7 protein-coding genes are annotated in these 22,176 nt (G+C 37.6%); all 7 read left to right on the top strand.

Features of this window, described 5'->3' with window-relative positions:
• Positions 1-269, top strand: a 269-nt coding sequence (locus J7604_RS25670; protein WP_293903042.1) for a gliding motility-associated C-terminal domain-containing protein, incomplete at its 5' end; no start/stop codon positions are given.
• The gene (locus J7604_RS25665; protein ID WP_293903039.1) at positions 269-823 is read left to right on the top strand and encodes an OmpH family outer membrane protein; all 555 of its coding nucleotides are present in this window, start codon (positions 269-271) and stop codon (positions 821-823) included. The genes J7604_RS25670 and J7604_RS25665, both read left to right, overlap by 1 nt.
• A complete protein-coding gene (locus J7604_RS25660; RefSeq protein WP_293903036.1) occupies positions 820-1,455 on the top strand; it encodes a hypothetical protein in 636 nt (211 codons plus the stop codon). Before J7604_RS25665 ends, J7604_RS25660 begins: the two co-directional genes overlap by 4 nt.
• 6 nt (positions 1,456-1,461) lie before the next feature.
• On the top strand, positions 1,462-7,359 hold the full coding sequence (locus J7604_RS25655; protein WP_293903033.1) for a hypothetical protein: 5,898 nt from the start codon (positions 1,462-1,464) through the stop codon (positions 7,357-7,359).
• The gene (locus tag J7604_RS25650) at positions 7,356-8,105 is read left to right on the top strand and encodes a hypothetical protein (protein WP_293903030.1); all 750 of its coding nucleotides are present in this window, start codon (positions 7,356-7,358) and stop codon (positions 8,103-8,105) included. Before J7604_RS25655 ends, J7604_RS25650 begins: the two co-directional genes overlap by 4 nt.
• Positions 8,106-8,109: 4 nt before the next feature.
• Positions 8,110-20,736 carry a LamG-like jellyroll fold domain-containing protein gene (locus J7604_RS25645; RefSeq protein ID WP_293903027.1) on the top strand — a complete coding sequence of 4,209 codons (12,627 nt, stop codon included), beginning with the start codon at positions 8,110-8,112 and terminating at the stop codon, positions 20,734-20,736.
• A 16-nt stretch (positions 20,737-20,752) separates the two neighbouring features.
• On the top strand, positions 20,753-21,502 hold the full coding sequence (locus J7604_RS25640) for a hypothetical protein (protein ID WP_293903024.1): 750 nt from the start codon (positions 20,753-20,755) through the stop codon (positions 21,500-21,502).
• Positions 21,503-22,176 lie beyond the last annotated feature (674 nt).

The following is a 22,176-nucleotide window of genomic DNA, read 5'->3' as shown; positions in this document are numbered from 1 at the left end:
TTATCTTAACAAATCTTGAAGGAGGCCTTGTCTTTAAGCCTTCTAATCCAGCACCTAATAATGTCTTTAAGGTAACAGTACTAAATTTAAGTAATACAAAGCTTGAAGTGCTCAATGCTTCGGGAGTTACTGTATATCCTGAAAATACTTCTCTTCAATGGGATGGGAAGGATGCCAATGGAGATGCCTGTGCAAGTGGTACCTATAGATTCAATCTTAAAATAAATGGCAGCGTAATTTACCAGGGACAAGTAATATTAAAAAATTAATGAATAAGCGTAGTTACATCATCATTTTCTCTTTAGTAATTTTTCTTTCAGGAATTATTAGTTATGGAGTATCCAAATTTACAAGTCCTAAAATCGGTTATGTCCGTTCCGGAGAACTGGTAAAGAACTTCGAAGGAATGAAAGAAGCCAAGAATATCTATAAATCCAAAATGGAAAAATGGCAGGCAAATATAGACACACTGCAGGGAGACTATAGAAGTGCAGTAAGTAAGTATACAAACGATCTTCCGGGACTAAACAAAAAAGAAAAAGAAGAGAGGGAATTATACCTTGGCAAGCAGGAGCAGGGCATAAGAGATTATGTCAAATCACTTGAGGAGAAAGCCAAAGAAGAAGATGAAAAAATGACTGAGGCGGTTTTGAATCAAATTAATTCATACATAAAAGAATATGGAGAGAATCATGGTTACGATGTGATCCTTGGTTTGACACAGGAAGGTAATGTCCTTTATGGTAAAGACTCCAAAGATATTACAGACGACCTTCTTAAAGGAATCAATGATTGGTATAAAAATAAGGAAGAGCAAAAATGAAAGTAAGATTTTATATACCTTTTCTTTTATTACCATTGTTGATCTCTTGCAGCAAAAGTAAGATCAGCAATTTTACTGAATACATGAAGTGGATCAATAATCCTGAACATGGGCTTGTGAAAGAAAAATATGTGTCTGGTCTTAAGATCAGCGTAAAATATCTTCCACCTGATTTTCTTGCGCATAAAGAGCTGAAACGAATGGAGTCACGGGTAGAAACTACTAAAGATAGTCTTGTAAATTTATATTCAAAGAGTAAGACATTTCTTATAACGATAGCTCCGGATGAAAGAGAAGGAGAGAAGAAAGGAGATCTGATGCTGACAGGCATCAGTAATTATAGGGAGTATAAAGAAAGGGTCTTTGATCTGAATTTTAATCTGGAGGAATATGTCGAGCTTATTGCAGGCAAGGAAGTATATGAGCCTGTACTATCTGGAATGATCAATGGTTATGATTTAACAAATAAAAAAGAGTTCTATCTGGTATTTTCAGAAAAGCAAGGTCAGCAAGGTTTGGACCAAAGTAAGGAGATGGATTTAGTTTTTGATGATGAGTTTTTTAATTCAGGGCGAACACATTTTCTTTTTAAACAAGAACATTTAGCAAGTATACCACAATTTGTTTTTTAAATATTTATGAGCAGGTTTAAAATAAAAGTATTAAAATCGATTGCGATTTTTTTAACTGTCAACATAACAACTCAGATTATATTTCCAAGTGTAGCATGGGCACTTACTTCAGGGCCTGGACAACCAGAGTTCTCCAGTTTCGAGCCTGTAGCGACTACCAATATGGTAAATCCTTTTACCGGTGATTTTACCTATAATCTGCCTTTGGTAAATGTGCCTGGCCCTAACGGTGGCGGCTATGCAATGTCACTTTCATATCACAGCGGTTCTTCAATGGAAGAAGATGCTTCATGGGTAGGATATGGATGGACATTAAATCCTGGTGCCATTAACAGAGGCAAAAAAGGTTTCCCGGATGATTTTAACGGGGAGGAAGTTAAGTACATGAATAAGATGCCGTCTAACTACACAGTAACAGCTGGTATCAGTGGAACTTTCGAGATTTACAGCACAGACCTGGATAATCTGGATGATGTAGGGCTGACGGTAAGTGCTGCACTTAAGTATAATAACTATAGAGGATTTGGTACCTCCTATGGAATAAATTTGGCCTCACTTGATGGGCTTGTTAATGTGGGTTACAGTGTGTCTGCTCAGGATGGAAAAAGTTTTTCTTTTGATCTTAATCCATCGGGTATAGTTGCGAGAAATAATAAGGATGCGAAAAAAGCTAAGGATAATTTAGATAAGACTGATAAGACTGATACAAAGGCAAAGGAAGCAGCTGAAAAAGCTAAGGATAGGGCAGAAAGAGGTGCAAGTAATTCAGCATCTTTTGTAAAAGGAATGGCAAGTACCTATGGAATGAGAGCCATGGAAGATGAATTCAGGCCAATGAATGTATCAAGTTATAGTGGCCATTCTCATAATGTTGCAATAAATCTTGGTCCAACTCCATTGCCGCTAGACTTAGAACCTAAAGTGGGGATCAATGGAAGTTTTACCATGCAAAATTATTTAGCAGAGGATCCAAACCCTGTTTATGGATATCTTTATCAAGGTGAAGCCACTAGAACTAAGACAGAGGGATCCTATATGATGGATTATTCCGTTGAGAAAGAAAGCATGTATGCCAAAAGAGATCAGTATTTGCCGATTCCACACAATGCACCTGATGATTTTATTGTTACCGGAGAAGGTTTAGGTGGAGGATTCAGATTCTTTTCCAGATCAACAGGAACATACTTGCCAATCAACAAACAAAGTGATATGGTCATCTCCAATTATAAAGGAGATATCGACGCAGGATTGACAAACGGTGGAGGATTTTACGTGGGGATAGGTTATCATCAAATGAATGTTAGAAACTGGGAAGATAAAGGAAATATGTACCTTTTTAGTGGTTTAGGAGATGAGGGATACTTTCCAAAATTTACAAATGATCCTGGATCAAATCTGGAATTTTCAGATAACGATGCTCCTTATAGAGTAGCGATTCAGTCAGAAGGTGCTTATGTTCCTGGACTTAAGAAATTTAAACCGGTGATTGACGAAGGGCAGGTAAAGCGTACTTTGACAGGTGATAGAATCCGAAGATCCACTTTTGTAGGATTTAATTATAACAAAGACATTGTTAAAAAAGACCAGAATATTAATTACCTGGCATACGATAAGTCAAACTATGATAATTTTCTTGAAAGAGGGAATCATAATCATGGTATTGGTGAATTTGCTACGATCAATGAAGATGGAAATAAATATGTTTATGGTTTACCTGTTTATGCCAAAGGAGAGAGTAATCTGTCTTATAGTGTAAAGGAACCATATAGCAATATGCCAGAGATAAAAAATAATACTTTGGTATACAGGGATGTTACGAATACAGGCAATTTTAATACGATTATAGGAGAAAAGGCAAATGGGGATAATGCTTATGCAACTTCTTATTTGCTTACTCAGATCACTACTCCAGACTATATTGACAGAACTTTGAATGGCATAAGTTCTGATGATTTCGGAGGATGGACAAAATTTAATTATGAAAAAGTTTGGGGTGAAAAAATTAAGAAGCCGGGTAGTACGGATGATGATTGGTATGAGCATAGAAGACCATATTCCGGTTTGTTTTATGAAAGAGGAGCGTTGTCTGATCCTAGAGATGACAGAGGAACTATATCTTATGGGCAAAAAGAAATATATTATTTAAAATCGATAGAGACCAAAACTCATATTGCACTATATATTACAAGCGAAAGAAAAGATGGGGTGAGTGCAGCAGAAAAAGATGAGGATGCTTCTAATAAAACAGATGCTATAGGTCTTAATAAACTTAGGAAGTTAGACAGAATAGAATTATACGCCAAAGATCCTTCTGATCCGACAAAAACCATTGGAAAGGCATTAAAAATAGTTCATTTTGAATACTATGGTGAGACCGACAGCTATGATGCTAGTAAATCTTTAGCTAAGAACCTTCCAAACTCTGAACATACTTTTTCAAATTCCAAGAGAGGAGGAAAATTAACGCTTAAGCGAGTTTGGTTTGAGTATGAGGGAATAAATAATGCAAGGATCTCTCCTTACGAATTTATTTATGAATATAAGAAAGATTACATATCCGATGGACCTGTTTCAGAATTATACACTGATGCAAATGATCCTTCTGCTGATATAGTTAATTATGGCAACAATTTGAATGAAAACCCGGACTACTCTCCTTATGAAATAGATGGCTGTGGTAACTATGCTTACGATGGAGCCAATAGAAAAAATAAACTGATGCCATGGGTTTATCAGGGGAAAAGAGATGCTGCCCAAAAATATGATCCTGCGGCCTGGCAATTAAAACGTATAATATTACCCTCAGGTGGAGAAATACTTGTTCAGTATGAAGACAAAGATTATCTCTTTGTGCAAGATCAACGCGCGCTTGCTATGGTTAGTTTAACAGATGCCTCAGGAAATGTAAGCGGCTCTAAATCTGACAATGAAACCAGTAATCTATATTATCTGAACCCGGGAGACCTTGGGCTTGAGAAGGAAAATGGGGAGTATAAGCTTGTTGAACTGAATGCATTAAAGGATACTATCAATCAATACGTAGGTCCTAATTCAAAAAATAATAAATTATATTTTAAATTTTTATACACTTTAACAGGATCTGCAACACCTGAGGTAAATAACTGCGATGTAGATTACATAACAGGGTATGCCAATGGCAAAGCGGTAGTAATTAATAATAAACTGGCTATTCAATTTGAAAGCGGGGAGTATTCTCTTCCACATCAGGTGTGTTTAAATCATCTTAAGAGAAACAAATCCGGCATGAATATCAGCAGCAGTTGTAATATTGATCCGGTAAAAATTCCTCTTAATGGCAGTTCTGTAGATATGGTTAAAAGTGTTTTCCAGGCTGCAAAAACACTTGTCTCGACAGGAGGTGGATGTCAAAGGGTTTCTTATTCTCAGTCATATATCCGTATTCCTGTGCTTAAGAAGAAAATAGGCGGAGGTGTAAGAGTAAAAAGATTGCTCATGTATGACTCAGGTATCGAAGAAGGAGATGAAAGTTTATTTGGAAGTGAATATTTGTATGAACGTCAGGATGGCACCAGCAGTGGCGTAGCAACCAATGAAAGTGGTGGGATAAGAGAAGAAAATACACTGGTTAACTTTTTATTAAAGCGATCACGTCAAGAGTTGTATCAAAAAGCTATATCAGGAATTGACCTTGAGCAGTTTGAAGGTCCTATCGGAGAAATGTTACTTCCTGGAGCATCTATAGGTTATTCAAGAGTGGTGGTGAAAAACATTCATAAAGGAAAATCTTCTCCAGGCTTCACTGTTCATGAATATTATACAGCGAAGCAATATCCAATGAAGTTTGATAACACTCCTGTAGATGATCATGCTAAAGACTATGTAACGATTCCTGCAATCTGGGTAAACGTGTTAGTCGACAACAGGTGGGTTTCTCAAGGCTATAGCTTTATCATGAATGACATGCATGGCAAGTTAAACAGAATTGCTACATATGGAGGAAATTATATCAGCGGTACTCCGGATAAAGACTATAAAAAATATTCTGAAGAAAGGCATGAGTATTTTGCACCGGGAGAAAAGGTAGATGTACTTCAAGAAGACGGAACGATTAAGCCAGATTATCTGGGCAAAGAATCAGAGGTGACGATGGAGATGCGATCTGTTGATGATGTTCACCACGATGCAGCTGTGCAGGTCGATTTTGAAATATCTGTTGCACTGTTTATTCCTTTTCCATCTTTTTCACTTTTTCCATACTATAGTTATGTTGAAAAGAAATTTAGAAGCCATGTAACGAATAAGGTGATCAGTTATACATGCCTTGAAAAGAAAACGATAAGAGAACAAAATAATATTGTTGACATTCAGGAAAACCTTGTATTCGACAAGTCTTCCGGTTCGCCTATAGTAACCATTGCCAGAGATGGATTTGATAACTTAAGTCCCGTGAGTTCTGCTAACCATAAAGGCATCTATACAAATTATAGTATTCCAGCTCACTATGTATATCCGAACATGGGACCGATGTATAAAAATGAGAGAAGGGTAGTTGAAAAAGCAGGTGAAGTTAACAACGGACAATTAACCATTACTGCCGGGAATTCATCCTATATTTCAGACGGCTACTTAGTGTCGGGTGATTTGATCAGATTGTCTAATGCTACCAGTTCTCTTGGGCTTTTCTATATAAGTGATATAAACGCAAGCGAGAATAAAATTAAAGTACAACCAGTAGTATCGGGTAACTCCGGAGGTACTTTTACTACATTAGAAATTATTAACAGTGGCTATACTAATCAGCTGAATCAGGTGGCCGGCAAAATCACTACATATGGAGAAGGGGAAGCCAATACGTCATTCTTTAAGACAGACGGATCTTTTGAGGTAAGTGGAAAAGTCGTAGGGGCTTCAGCTACATTATTTTCAGATGATTGGAAAGATAAATATGATTTGAATTTCAATGATGAATTTGATCTTACCAATGTTACGAATGATTATTTAGCTGGCAGAATAGGTAAGTGGAGAATGCAATCGAATTATGTTTATAAAACTGACCTTAAGGATGCTGTAAGCCAAGGAAATAAAATTTATAACGGTGCCGGTACTTATAATTCTTTCCGTGGGTTTAATTATAGTCCTGGAGCAACAAATGCAAACTGGATAAAAACAAATGAAGTACTTGCATACAGCCCTTCTGGAAATGCTCTACTCGAACAGAATGCACTTGGAATTATGAGCACTGCAAAATTTGCACATAATGAAAATGTACCGGCTCTTGTTGCAAAAAATGCACATTATAACTCAGTGTTATTCCTTTCATTTGAGGATGAAGCAAAAGCTTCAAGTGTCGCTGCTCATTCAGGCAAGAAGGCTGTTGAAATAAATGCAAATGCATCCTTTGTTGCTACTAAGGATCAGAATCTGAGTAAAACACCACAACTGAAGGCAACAGGTCAGGTAAAAGCAAATGGAATTTCAGCGAAGACCTGGATCAAAGTAACAGATGAATCGGCAGACCTTTTAAATTCCCTGGTTGCAACTTTAAATACTGACAATGCGCACATCACTGGTAAAGTAAGTAAAGTGGCCAGAGTAGGCGAATGGACTCTTGTAGATTTTACATTTAACAAAGGTTTAGATGCCATCGCTTTAAATTCCTCTTTAGTATTTGAGCTAAAGAACAATACAAGTGCTAAGGTTTGGATAGATGACCTGCGAATACAGCCATTGGATGCAGAAATGGTTTGTTATGTATATGATAGCAATAATCTACGTCTGCTAACAAGCTTTGATGATCAGCACTTTGGTCTCTATTATCAATACAATGCGGAAGGTAAACTAATCAGAAAGCTGGTAGAAACAGAAAGAGGTTTAAAAACTATAGCTGAGACACAGTATAACACTCCTGTAAAAGATAAATGAGACCAATAAAATACGTCTGCCTTTGTATAGGATCAATGATCCTATTAATGTCTGCTATTGCAACGGATCCATGTATAGCTTTGCTTGAGCATGTATTTGATAAAATGAATACGAAATTACTTCCTGAAACCAAGAAAGTATATCTGTTTGAATATAATGTTAAAACAGTATTGAAAGATAAAAGGTACCATAACGGCGTGATTTCCTCTGATATCAGACTTGTTGCAGGAACTAACTATACAGAGGTAATCTCTAAGGATATGGAAGTGTATCAGGATGAGGTTCAGTGTTATTCTGTGATTCCATCAAGAAAGGTGATTTATTTAAGTGATTCACAATTGAATAAGAAACCATCTGCTGAGGATCAGCAAAATTTTGTTGGCTTACAAAATATAATACTGGAGAAGGCAAAAGTAAAGGAATGCAAAGATGTTGATGACAAGGAGCACAGGTTTGATAAAGAAATACATCTTGAACTTGATCCTAAAATCAGCAAAGAGCTAAATATGAATAGAGTGGATTTTCTGGTGGACTCAAAAAATGAAAAGGTATATCAGACAAATATATTCTATCCATCAAACCATAAGTTTCAATCTGTACTACTTACTTACAGGAATATAGATTTTAACCATAAGGGACAGGCTTCGGTGAAGCCGTTCAAGAATAAGTTTTTAAATGCAGATGGTACTTTAAAACCGGCATTTAAAGGATATAAGTTAGTAGACGTTAGAGCGAATAAAAAATAATTTTATGTCATCGAGATTTTTTTCAATAGTAAAGAAGGCATTGGTAGTTCTTGCAGGAGTATGCACAATACCCGTGATAGGGCAGGATGGACCAGGTGGTGTTGGAGGTTCAGGGTATCCGCTTTCGTGGTATAAAGCTGATGATTTAAATCTAAGCGATAATGCAACGGTGTCTTCCTGGGCAGCGCACAAGGGAGATAGGCAGATGATTACTCCTTCTGGTCAATCAGTGACATCACCTAAGTTTTCTACAAATGGTTTTGCCTCTGGGATAGGTTCTGTATATTTTGAAAATACCAACTATCTGGAAGAAAATTTAGGACATAATCTTCAGAACAGTCATTTTATATTCGTAGCATTTAAGTCGACAGCATTTGATAAAAATCTTATTGGAATTTCAAGTCCTTTTCCGTCAGAGTCAAATGCTATTGGGGATAGAAGATTTATATGCTATAGGCAAAACGGACCCGCTAACATAATATTTGCAACTGACAAATACAGTGTTTGTGCAAGTGATGCTGCAAAAAATCTGGCCTTAACAGGAAATAATTCTTCTACACCTAATATTCTTTATTTGGCTCGCCTACCTAAAGTAGGAAATAATGTAAGCATTGAAGCTGGTTATAACGGTAATAGTACGGATGGAGAAAACGTTGATTATCTTCAAAGTTTAAGTTGTTACAATGATCATGTAGAGTACGATAAACTCACTATTGGTAGAGGCGATTATCTTGGGTATGTTGCTGAAGTTGTATCATTTGAAAATATAAATAGTGCACAGAAAAAAATCGTTGAAAATTATCTGTCCTCCAAATATTCAATAGCAGTAGCCAATGATTATTACGGACTTGAAACGGGTTTTAACAAAGATGTAGCAGGTATAGGTAAGGATGCAGATGGTTCTTTACACACTTCCTCAAAGTCTGATATCATGAGTATGACAGGAAACTTTCTTCAATTTGGAAGTTTTGCTTTTGTGGGAAGGAACAATGTTGAGTCAAACAATTTATTAGCAAATGACGATCCCAATCAGGACAATCCTCCCTTTGTAAAAAGAATGCTTAAAACCTGGAGGATTGATTTGACCGGGACTACAGGAATTCTTGATTTTTCAATATGGAATAAAAGTAACCTTACTGTGCTGCCAGGTCAAAGGCCTGTAATGCTCATAGATTCAGATGGTGATTTTTCTGATGGAAATGGCAAGATCATGGTCATGGAAGACAATGGAAATGGTGGGTATGTGGTTAACGGATTGACTTTGAATGATAATGATTATATAAGCTTTGGTGTGCTTGATCCGGGAAGTTGCCCGTCATTCAATGCAGCTAAATCATTTTTTGGAAAGACTGACAATTATGATGGTAATGCATTGAACTCAAGTGGTCTGGAGATAAGCAATCCTAGAAACCTTGAGAATAAAGAGTATTTGGGCCTTGCAGCAGACAATATAGCATTAGACTATAGTGTCGCAGTAGCATCTACGGATTTTCTGAGAACTACAACAACCTGGTGTGTCTCAGAGGTAGGGGAAGTAGGGGGAGTTGATATTACGATTAATCCTGCGGATTTTCCTGCTTTGCCTTCAAACTTCAGAAGTTTTAACATCTTGGTTTATTATGGAGAAAACACGACAAGTCCTAATAAGATCATAGATTTGGTTAAAGAGGGGAATGTGTTCAAAGCATATAATGTAAACCTTGACCAGGGGAATAAAATTGCTATTGGGATAGATGTTTTAGCATACTCAAAAGTTCAGACCAATACAGATTATCCTTTTTTCAATCATTTGCCCGGAACGACAGTCTTCTCGGGGCTATCATCGGCAGTTAACACAGTAAGAGTCGACAGGGTATGGCAATATAAATCAAACGGAAGTAGCGGGCTTTTGAATTTTTATCTCCCTGCAGAAAAGTTTACTCTGTTACCATATCAGAAGCTGGCTATGCTGATTGACAGTGATGGCAATTTTTCTTCAGGAGCTGTTGTGCATGTAATGGATCTTGTCGGTGCTGATTATACAGCCTCAAATGTTTCCATTGCGCCTGATCAGTTTGTTACTTTTGCTGTTTTAAATCAATATACCTATTCGACTGATTTTTCAGGAGATATTAAAGCACTTGGAAAAGCAGATATCAATTATGATGTAAAAAGTCTGATATCCTCAGGTTTGAGATTTGAAGATTTTTCTGAAGTTGAAGCTCAACGTTACTTGCTTGTCGGTAATAATGGAGGTTCAATTGAACTTAACAACAGTAATGCACCTCTTTCCGGAAAAAGAACTTCGCTTGTGTGGAAAGTAAAAGAATATGGAGAGACTGGAAAAGGTGTTATTTATTTTCATAAATCTGTTTTTGAACAAGTAGCTAATAAAGACTTTGTTCTTCTGGTGGACAAGGTTAAAGAAGGAAACGCTCCCGATGGAGACTTCTCAGATGCCGAAGTTTATGGTATGGTTCGTGAAGGTGACTTCTATAAAGCATATTATATTCCTTTATCGGATGGAGAGCTTGTTGCAGTTGGTGCTATTGGTCATGTGGTGACTCATGATAAAGTTACCAGCAGTGTCCTGAAAGAAAGCGCCAGCCAGCTATCTAACGTTTTGCTTGCTAATAGCACAATTGTGCCAAGGCAGGTTGAAAATTTTGAATTTGCGCATCCTTGTATAGAAAAGGTTAAAAGAGCAGAACTACAGGTTACATTCAATACTGGTAAATTCTACAAGCTAGGAGGTGAATTTACCGATCCGGCTAAAGTTGACATCACTATTGAAGGCTTTAAGGATTTTAATCCTTCCTCCCTTCCTTCAGTTACTTATTCGACAAGTATTTCCATTGACTTAAATCAGCCTGAAAAACTATTTTACCAGGAAATTACCAAAGACCTGGAGGTGACAGGTATTAAGGTATATAAAATAAAGGTGACTGATTTTGATCCTTCTGCAAATATTTTGGTAAATGGTCAACTGGAAGTTGAGACAAAAGTAATCATCGAAAATGAAATGCAGGTGCCGGTTACAATTGGAGCTATTGTCCATGGTCTTAAAGTAACAGGCACAAGTATAAAGAAATTTGAGTGGGAAGATGAACATTGTGCCGCACCACTTTATCAGTTTCAGTTGTTAAAACTGTTTAATGAAAGCAGTGTTTCTACAAGCGAGTATGTCGTCAACGCTTCCGTAGATTGGTCAAAGGCACTCACGCTTGAAACTTCTCAACATGATATTTCTCTTACAATGGTTGAAGGTACAGGCTTTTATGCATGGAGAGTCAGACCTATCGGAAATACCTATGAAGGCGGAGTGGCCAATAGCCGTAACTGGGGTACCTGGAGTACTGCAGATATAGATATCCCTTCTACGATTTCCCTGAGTTGCAATAAGGATGACCAGATCACCTGTCTTGAAGATTATAAAGGCACAGTTTTTTACTATAAGCAGTTTGATGAGGGATTGAACTTTATATATAGTAGAACCTTTACTGAAAATACTGGTATTCATGAGTCGATATCTTATGCAAACGGTTTATTACAGGTAAAACAGAATCAGGTAAAAGTACCATCTAACGGAGACGCCTCTTCAACAGGAAAAATATTAGTCAATCAGACTGTATATGATTATTCAGGAAGACCGGCTGTCAATTCTATGCCAGCACCTGTTTCTGATGATAATGAATTTAATTACAGAGAAAAGTTTCTTAAGAATTCCGGGAATCTCTTTGACGCATCGAACTTTGATACGGATGATAAAATTGCAGCACCTGATCCTATTAATGGCGGACCTTTAAATGAATATTATAGTGATAGTTATGCAGATAAAACTATTCCTAATGCAGAAGGCTATCCATATAGCAGATCAGTATTTCAAACAGGAAGTGGTAAGGTAATCGAAGAAGGTGGTGTGGGTGATAAGCACAGAATACGAAAAGAAAATGACCATACCGTAAAAATGTCTGACGGGAACGCCAGTGAGCAGGAGCTTATCAGACTTTTTGGTGATGAGGCTCCCAATGCTGGTACTGTTCTGAAGAGTACCGTAACAGATCAGAATAAAGTAGTAACAGTAACTTTTACAGACAAAAGCGGAAAAGTTATTGCAACAGGAGTAAGCAAGGGGAAAAACACCAATCTGGATGCATTGACCATAGATGAGTTAGTGGTTGAGGAAGTTTTGAAAGACAATAAAAAGTATGGAGAGCATGGTTTGATATCTTCCAAAGAGCTTACTTTCACAGAAGCAACAGAGGTGGAATTTGATTATGAGATTACACCTGAGGCGTTCAGCGCTATATGTGGCGGAACCACAATTTGTACTTCATGCGCTTATAAGCTTACAATAAAGATAACAGATCTTGATGATCCGAAATCCATAAATAATCGGGAAGTGAAAAAAATAATTCCATCTATTGAATCATGCAGTACTGCTGCAGCTATAGATGATGTTTTAGACTTTACTTCATTGACACTTCCTGCAGGACATTATCAGATTGATAAAGTTATTGAAATGGATGTAAATGCTGCGAATACATATGCATTGAGAGTTGCAGAAATTGCAAGTGATGGTCTACAGCCGTATGTAGACGAAATAAAAACCCATCTGGAGTCAGGAGATTTAGAAGAACTCAATTCATATCTTCAAGGACTTATGGCAGGTAATATTCCTGGACTTGTTGTTGAAGGCTTTAATGAATTGGGTGAATCCATAGCTAAGACAGCTAATTTTGATAATGGTTATGAAGTATCATTAACGACTTCTTGCTGTTCCATAAGAATACCTATTGTTATTATTCCATTGGAACCTTGTGAAGATCCGGATATAAACGGACCTAATAATCTTGGACCTTATATGTTAAGTGAACTTGGCAAGATTAAGGATAAAAATGGCCTTGCTTATAATATTGCCAGGCTGAGTAAAAATGAGTATGATGAAGCTACATTTAATCAGCTGATAGAAAATATGAGGTCAGAGGTCGGAACAGAAACTGACCCGGTTACAGGTGATCCTATTCCTATGTTTGCCTGCGATGATCTGATAAACTGCTGGCTGGGGATTTTGCAAACGCTTGAAACAAATAGTTCAACGGGGAAACCAAAAGGTTTGAGTGCTGAAAATCTCACAATTACAGAGCCGGAAAACAACACTGGTGCTGGTATTCCTGAGTGGGCAACTGGTAATACAGCTGTAAGTTCACCTCAGCTACCATCTTCTGTCGAGCAGTTTCTGGATTGTGCAGGTCGCCATTATATGGGTTTTGTGGAGAATGCCCAACAGCACAAAATTTATGCTTATAAGTATTTCAAATATACGCTCCATGATAATCCAGCTTGTGAGAATATATTCTGTAATGTAAGAAATGCAGATATCAATAATCCTGTCTTATTAGAAGAAGGTGCTCCCGGTTATAAATCTCCATGTAACCAGCAGATGTGTCTTTTTAATCAGGTACCTAACGGTAACTATTATCAGATAAAAGTTGAGAACGCCACTCCTGGTCAATTTGACCTTTGGGAAGGTGAACATCCTAACTACATGGCTTTTGCAATGTGTATTAAGTCATCCTCTGCCTTTGGGAGTGGAGAGGATTTAGATCCTGAAAAAGTAAAAGAGTCGCTTTTAGAAAATAAAGTAAAGCTTGAAACTGAATGCCAGTCTTCGTGTGAAGATAAATACGAGCAATTTATGGCTGCCCTGATATCTGTTTACCCATCAGATGGGGGCGGGCATTATAGGAAGCCGGATCAATCTCTTCTGAATTATGAAGATCTATGCTGTACAGCAAGAAATCTAGTTGAATATTGTAAAGATCAGTGCCGACTTACCATGGTCAAAACGGATTGCGAGCCATTGCATGAAGATCAAGGTGAAGACATATTGATGAGAGTGGGGACCAAAGAAGAGATGGATAGAATCCAGGCCATTATGTTTGGCAAGTTTGAGTTGCAGCCTACCGATGCTTCATCGAATACTTGTATGGGGCTGGAGGATTTTAAGAGAAATGATCTGTGCCAGGTTGCAGCCTATTCATTTACCAATAACGCTGAGGATATATCCGGAAACGGACACAATGGTACACTTTCCAATGTTACAACGGGTCCTGATAAAAATAATAATGCATCTTCTGCATCAGTGTTTAACGGATCAGGAAGCTCTTATATTGATGCCGGAACGAACTTCAATTTTAATCAGGAGTTCACTGTAGCTGCCTGGATAAAAACAACAGGCCTGAATGAACAATATATTATAAGCCGCGAAAATGCAGCTGAAAACAAAGGATTCCATCTTAAGATATTGCCTGGTGGAGAAGCCGCTTTTGAAGGAAGGGACGGTTCAGGGGTACTAAGAACTTCAGAACCATCTGTTGGTGGAAACCTGATGGACGGCAACTGGCATTTTCTTGCAGGAGTATATAATAAAGGCGCTTATCAGATATGGATTGACGGAGAACTTAATAAGGAAAAAAGATTCCCGGGAACTGAGGGTGACTTTAACTGTACATCGTCTCTTGTGATAGGCAGAAATGCAAACATGAGCGGGACTCCTTATAATTTCGAAGGAGCGATAGATCAGGTGCAGATATTTGAATGCGCTTTTGATCAGACAAGAATAAACGAATTGTATTCAGAGTATTATTTTGAAGATAAGACTAAAACACCGGCAAAATGCTTAGTGCCGGATCACTTTGTAATTCAGCCTGAGTATTATAAGTCACAGATTACTTTTGAAAAAACTGGCCAACAAGTCTTCGAAAGTTTTGAGAAAACTTCAGATAATGGATTTTTGACTGGTGGAATGGCTGTAAAGGACAATGGTATTGATCAATCTGATTACCAAATTCAAAGATTAGACCCTCAATTAAACATTATATGGGAAAAGGCTTATGGCGGTAGTGGAAGAGATTGGGGACTGGCAGTAGAAGAAGTTAATTTAGGACTCTCCAAGTATGCGATCGTTACCGGAGTTTCATTTTCAGCCCCAGGTCCTGGAAATATAGATAATGCATTCATTAAACAAACTCCATTATTGGGGTCTCAGGATGGATTGGTAGTTGTATCTGATTATACAGATGGTTCTTTCGTAAGGGAATTAAGTTATGGAGGAAGTGGCGTAGAAAAATTTTATGACATTCAAAAAGGTAATAACTTTTTCTTATTGGCAGGTCAGTCTTCTTCTGATCCAGTCTCTATTTCCGGAGTGGGAAATAAAACATCATCTGCATATGGTAGCTGGGATGGTTGGCTTATTAAAGTTGACCAAAACTTTAATAAAGTGAATGATGTATCATTTGGTGGAGCAGGTGCTGACGGAATTTACAAAGTAGTACCTTCTGGCGATGGTGGATACTTTCTGATTGGCTATTCCCAATCTACAGAAAGCAATCCTTTGGACCCTATGGATGTAGCTCATGGAGGTACAGATGGATGGGTTATAAAAGTTAATTCTGATTTATCAATCGTTTGGAAAAGAAGGTATGGAGTAAAGTTAGAAGACTATTTTTACGATGGGACACTTTCTGAAGATAATCATTTGATTGTATCAGGTTCTTCCATGAGGGGTAATGCGTCGCCCGCAGGTTTTGACCTTATTGATTTATGGGTTATGAAAATCAATAAAGACAATGGAAATATCATTTGGGAGAAACTTTTGGGAGATCCGTCCAGAAGGGACGTCGGATACAATAATCAGCATCAGACGGCTATAAAACGAATAGCTGATGGTTATGTAGTAGCAAGTACCAAAATGAAGAATGCTTATGTAGAACCGGCCGATGCACTTGTTAATTATCACTCAAGAGGATGGATACTAAAACTGGATTTGCAAGGTAATTTCCAATTTGATAAGGTAATTGAAAAAGGAGAGCAATTGGAATTTAATAGTCTGGTAGTTGTAGACGATTATAATTTCGTTGCTGGAGGAGTTAGCGAACCTTTAGTATCCGGTCTTGGCGCTCCGAATGCTCCAAGTTACTTTTTTCAACCATTTGGAATTTTCAGTACTGCCAATTGCACTCCTCAAAAAATCTGCATCCGCTGGATACCTCCGGTTCTGGAGGTTACTCCTCCTGAAGATGAGGAAGTCGTAAAGCAGCCTAAACTGAAGGAGATTGTTGTTAAAGAGATCAAAAATAAACTGGAGTTACAGTTAGGCAAATGCAAGCTTAACAATATGCCAGAAAGACTTGATGAATATAACAACAAGTGTTTAAACTCAGTCATCAATGACAATTTAACGATATCCTATAAAATAAAACAAGGACATTACACGCTGTACTATTATGACAGGGCAGGTAATCTTGTGAAAACTGTGCCCCCTGCCGGTGTTGTTCCGGTGGTGCCGTCAGGAACGGCAACAGCAGTAACACGTCAGCAGGAAACTGATCATAAGTTAAAAACCAAGTACAAATACAATAGCCTTGGCCAGCTTACTGAACAGGAAACACCTGATGGAGGTATAACTAAATTTGTATATAACGACATTGGACAACTGAGATACAGCCAGAATGCTCAGCAACTTGTTGACAATAAATATTCCTACTCAAAATATGACAACCTGGGCAGGGTAACTGAGGTAGGGCAAGCGAATCTATCAGCTCCGACAACATTAGGGCAGCTCAATGCATCAGATATGACATGGCCTTCAACAGGTACATCTAACAGCACACACACTGTTTATACCTCAGAGGCAGCTCATGTCAATTACCTTGGTGAAGGTCAGAGATATCTGAGAAACAGAGTGAGTTATACTTATACCTATAACTCTAATGGAGAAAGAGCTGTAACCTACTACAGCTATGATCCGCACGGAAACGTTGAGTGGATTGTGCAGGAGATTCCGGGAATGGGCAAAAATACCATTGCCTATGAATATGACCTGATCAGTAATAAGGTATTGAAAGTAAAATACAATGAAACCTTATCGGATCAGTTCTTCCACAAATACAGCTACGATGCTGATAACAGAATAACAGAAGTCTTTACTTCCAAAGACGGCAGAATCTGGGACAAAGATGCTGCATATAAATACTATCTGCACGGTCCTTTGAGACGTACCGAGATCGGAGAAGACAAGATCCAGGGAGTGGACTATGTTTATACATTACAAGGCTGGTTGAAAGGTGTAAATACACCTAACCTGGATGCAACTCAGGATCCGGGTGGAGATGGCCAGGCAGGAAGTGAGTTCCAGAAAGATGAGTATGGAATGATGCTCGGCTATTACGGCGGTGACTTTAACAGAACGGGGTCTGTTTTCAGCAGCGTTGCTGGAAATACTTACAATCTTTCAAGCTCAGACAAGGATCTGTTTAATGGAAATATTTCCTCCTGGACAAGCAGGATAGAGCAGGAATACAGAGATTATTCAAAAACTGAAGGAAATTCAGGCATAGCGCCTGAAAAGTTCACCACTGGTCAGAAGTTTCAGTATGATCAGCTGAACAGAATTAAGCAGTCTGATTTTTATTCTTATGATGCAACGACAGGACAATTCGAGAATAAGGGTATAACTGGTGTAGCAGAAGCTTACAAAACCAAATACACCTATGATCCGAATGGTAATATAATAACCCTTGATCGTAATGGAGATAAGGCAAGTACTGGACTGCCAATGGACAGATTGACTTATTCCTATAAGGATGGCAAAAATCAGCTGAGACATGTTAAAGAAGCCAGCGAAGCTTTAGAAGGATCGTATACTGAAGACATAGAGTCTCAGGATGATGATAATTACGAATATGATGCAATCGGTAACTTGACACATGATAATTTTGAAAAAATAAACATTACATGGAATGTTTATGGAAAGATTGCTACTATCAGTCCATCTGAGGCCAATACGGTAAAGCCAAAGCCTTACATCACTTTTGCTTATGATGCTGCCGGCAACAGGATTAAAAAGGAACAAAACAGAGCGCCTTATAATGGCAACAACCCTTCCAGAGATCCTGTAAATATTACCACAACTTACTATGTTCGTGATGCTTCTGGTAATACAATGGCTGTTTATGAAAGGGAAAACGAATTATTCGAAGGCAATTACTACCATGCGAAATTTACTCTAATAGAGCAGTCAATTTATGGAAGTTCGAGATTGGGATTATTTGAACCTAATACCCTTGTAGCTACTGTATTGTTCCATAAAGATGATATGGACAAGGTGACACTTGAGAATAGTATTCTTGAGCGTGTATCCAAAAATAAGAACCTGTTGACGGTGTCTCATCAAAAAGAAACGTTGACGAATTCTTTAGGTTCACCGGTAAATATTACCCTCAGCAATCTTTACAAAATAAGCAATGGTACTTCGGTTGCTCCATTCGGAAATTTCGGAGGTACTGGCAACTTTGCAGGAAAGGTGAAAAATAACATCAGCTCTGTTGAAACTCAGACTGGTACTTTACAGGTAGTGTCAGTAACTCCTGAAACCTATTTTGGAAATGCAGGAGCCTGCCTGGTTTATGATGCTGATGGGCTTTTAATGCCTAACAGTGACAATGTTCTTTCAGATGCCAAAACGCAGTCTGTGATTGTGAAAAGGCCTGGAAAAGACAACCTCTATTATCTGGTAACAGCCAATGGTGGAAAGTTATACTACCATGTGATCGATCTTGCTCAAAACGGCAATGGGGTTTCAACTCCAAAAGGTGATGTGGTCAGCAAAAACAATCTACTGGATGCTGATGTTTTATCCAATAAATATACAGGTGCATTTCAGGCAGTTGAGGATTATTCCACTGGAAAAACGTATATTTATGCCACGGAATATGTTCCGGGAGCTCCGACTGGTGTCCTAAGGCTTTTACAGTTTGAAATCACAGATAAGGATGTCATAAGCCAGCAGCCTGTCGTTATAGCTGTAAGACCTGCAGTAAGCGCAGGAGGATTCAGCGAAATGCAGATCAGTTCTGACGGGAAAAAACTGGCTTTATATAATCATAAAAATACCATTGGATGGTTTGACCACCAGGACTCAGAAATTCTGGTCTTTAATCTGGGATATGATTATAAGGTGGCAGAAAACGACCTTGTTAATTCTCTTGTAATACCTGTTGGTGAATCTTTCAAAGGAGCAAGTGTAGAGTTTTCTGAAGACAATAGATTACTGTATTACACCAGAAACCTGACAGTTAACTATCCATTTAACAGTACTAATAGCGCTGATTTCCTATCAAGGTATGAATTCAGGAACGGAAATACAGCAGATGTTCAAAATGGAGTTTATGGAGATTTGAGAAGAAGTGGCAACAGGCTATTCCTCTCTAACAGAAATGCAGACGGCATTTCCAGATATTTTGAAAATTCGACAGGACAAAGCACAGCTGATGCTCAACTGAACGTAGGACTAACCGGTTCAAAACAAAGTGGAGTCTTTCCTTTGCAAAACCACAGGATCTATACCAAGGCAGACCTTACAAACATAGTTGGCCGTTATGTAGATCGAAAAGTTTATGAGCTAAGTGACCATCTGGGTAACGTAACTGTGACCTTTAGCGATATGCTTGAAGCTGATATCAGTGGTTCAACGGTGACTAATAGTGTTGGCATTAGAACTTACTCTAACTATTATGCTTTTGGTATGCAGATGCCTTGTAGGAGTAAAGGCTCTGGAGTATATAGGTATGGATTCAACGGGATGGAGAAGGATGATGATATATCTGGATCTGGTAACTCCTATACTGCTGAGTTTTGGCAATATGATAGTAGAATAGGGAAGAGATGGAATATTGACCCTGTAGTCAAAGAATGGGAAAGTTCATATGCTTGTTTTAATAATAATCCTATTAGTAACGTTGATCCGAGTGGTCTTGATTCTGAAAATCCTATTGATATATCTTCATATGTAAACTCTTCAAAAGAACCTAGAAACTCTTTTGGTCTTCGAGATAATTATTTAATTAAATATGATGGATCAATATCAGTTCAAAGAACAAAGGACAAGACAGATAATTTTAAGTTTCTATCTGCTAAAGGAAAGATAACTGATTTAGGTACATTTAATAAAACAGAGAATGGATTTGTTCATATTACAGCAGATGGAATAGCCTATAGTATGGGCAATACAAAAGCAAAGAAAAGATATATGATGTCAGAAGCTTTTGCGGCATTTCTAGGGGCCTCTATGAACTATTACAATGAGTATGGTTTAAAGATTCAAGTTAATCAATTTTCTAATTCAGTAGGTGGTCATAGCAGTCACCCTAAAGGAGGAGCTGGTGATTTTATTGATTATAGATATAGTAATATAAATGGTGATGTAAATGAAGCTGTCTGGTCTCAATGGGATAACTTTGATGAGGCAAAAAGCCAATTTATGGTTGACCAACTAGTAAAATTTGGATACAATTCAACTCCGTCAAATTTACGGGGTAATAGATATAGTATTTTGACACAACAAGGTTTTTCAACAGAACCAGCCTTATCTAATACATCATATTATACAGGACACCATCATCACGTTCATTTACAAAATTACAACAAAGGTCATGTAACAGTCGCTACAGGGGTTAAGATATTTCGTACTGATACCTTAAGACCTAGCTCTGCTCCAAGTTTTATTCAGAATGTAGGTAATTGGCTTGAAAGAAATTCAATAATGGGTTCTGGCGGACATAAATTAGGTAAATGGTTGGCAGAATAATTAAAAGATTTAAAGTATGAAATTAAAATTTGCCACTTTCTTTAAAATAAGAAAAACTGGATTAGCAGCATGCTATTTCCTAATTATTTTTGTTTGTTTAAGCTGTAATTTTAATGAGGAAAAAGCCGAATTAACTAAAAGTCAAAAGCAACAAATTATAGTTAATCAAAAAACACAAAAGAAAGGTTACATAATTAAAAATTCAACAGAGAATGAATTCTTAAGTGCATCAAAAATGTATCGTAATTTATTTATAAAAGATACTTTGAAAACTAATAAAATAGATGGGATTCTAACTCTCCCCTTAAAAAATAAGGTAATTAAACTGAAGGACTTTCCAATAGCCCAATATGAATCAGAAGGTTTAGAATATAAATTAGTTGGGGAGATTTTAAGTCCCAATAAATATGTGGTTGAAGTATCGTATTGGGAAGGAAAAGATTATTTATTGATTAACAAAGCTAATGGAAATGTAGATACTATTTGGTCTATACCTTATATCTCCCCAGATAATAAAAGGATTTTAACAATCTCTCCACAATGGGGTATGGAGGGTGTACCCAACGGGGTAAAAATATTTTTGAATAAAGAATCACTAATAGAAGAATATAAAATTATTCAAGATATGTGGGTACCTCGTGAAGTTGCTTGGAAGAATAATTTTACTGTTATAATTAAAATGACTCCTGTAACAAAATATTTTGATAGTGTTGGTTCCCCTAGTAATTATTTTGAATACATTGAAATAGTTTTTAAACCCAGCTAGCTCCAGCTGGGCCGCGTTTGTATTATCGGAAGGCTAGCTTTGTGATAGAGGGATATGTTCAGAAAGTAAATATACTTATTGAATAAAGTGCATTCGCATTTGTAATGCGAGTGTTTGAGATAAGATTTTAAATAGCCAGTTTGTCAAAAGTAAACTGGCTATTTTTTTTATTTTATGTCGACAGCAGGAATGAAGGCAGAAGTGTTGTTGAAGAGAATAGTGCAGTCGGGCACGCTTTGCAAAAGCGCGTCCGCCAGCTGTGCCGCGTTTGTATTATCGGAAGGCTAGCGCGCTTTTGTAAAGCGTGCAATCTGTGACAGAGGGATAATTAAGATTGTTATAGCTTCATATAGTATAAAGTTCCTTCTCATTTGTAATGCAAGAGATAAAGGAAAAGATTTAAAGATAGTCAGTTTCTGTAGCTGGCTATACTTTTTTGAAAAAATGTTAATAAGGAAAAAATGGATGTGTTGTAGAGGATAGTGCTGTTGGCCACGCGTTTTGAAAATCCAGCTGTCGCGCGATTGTACCAGCTGGGCCGTGTTTGTCTTCCTCGTGGGCTGTCGCGCGATTGTATCCATAGCCGTCAGGTTAAGGATTTGCCCCCTTTTTCAGGGAAAAGTCTCATATTTTTATATTGCCCATTGATTAGTTATTAACAAGCTGGGCTCCAC

This window comes from Sporocytophaga sp. (genome assembly GCF_017745095.1).
Taxonomy (GTDB): domain Bacteria; phylum Bacteroidota; class Bacteroidia; order Cytophagales; family Cytophagaceae; genus Sporocytophaga.
This window is presented reverse-complemented; position numbering and strand designations above follow the sequence as displayed.